Below are 514 nucleotides of genomic sequence, written 5' to 3'. Positions count from 1 at the left end.
AAAATCATCCGCACAAACTGCTGAATGCCCGCTGGCAGGTGGTCGGTATCAGTCACCACGGTCGCTGTCCGCAGGCACTGGGACACGATGGAGGCGAAGGCACCACGCTCAGCAATCATTTCAGTTTTATCGATGGCCTTACCGACTGGCGTCCGCCTTTCCACTACAAACCGCTGGCCGACGGCGATGAAACGGCAATGGTCGTCGGGCCGGAGGGGGAAGAAATCTTCGTCAATAAAGATGGCGCAATCAAAGTCCATTTCCACTGGAACCGCTATGATCCGCCTGATGATGGTGCTTCGTGCTGGGTGCGTGTCGCACAGGGCTGGAACGGCAACGGTTTCGGTTTTATGGCGATCCCACGTATCGGTCAGGAAGTCATTATCTCTTACCTCAACGGAGATATTGACCGGCCGATTGTTACCGGCTGTGTCTACAACGGCCTGAACCGCCCGCCACTGGATCTGCCTGCCCAGAAAACCCGCACCACCTTTAAGACCAAAACCCATAAAGG

Annotated in this window: 1 protein-coding gene; it reads left to right on the top strand. The window is 55.6% G+C overall.

The window, feature by feature from the left end; translation table 11 throughout:
* Positions 1 to 514 (top strand): type VI secretion system tip protein TssI/VgrG (tssI, locus tag FE394_RS19175; RefSeq protein WP_319927913.1); only part of this gene is annotated, 514 nt, incomplete at both ends.

The organism is Xenorhabdus littoralis, from assembly GCF_033949345.1.
GTDB lineage: Bacteria > Pseudomonadota > Gammaproteobacteria > Enterobacterales > Enterobacteriaceae > Xenorhabdus > Xenorhabdus littoralis.
This window is presented reverse-complemented; position numbering and strand designations above follow the sequence as displayed.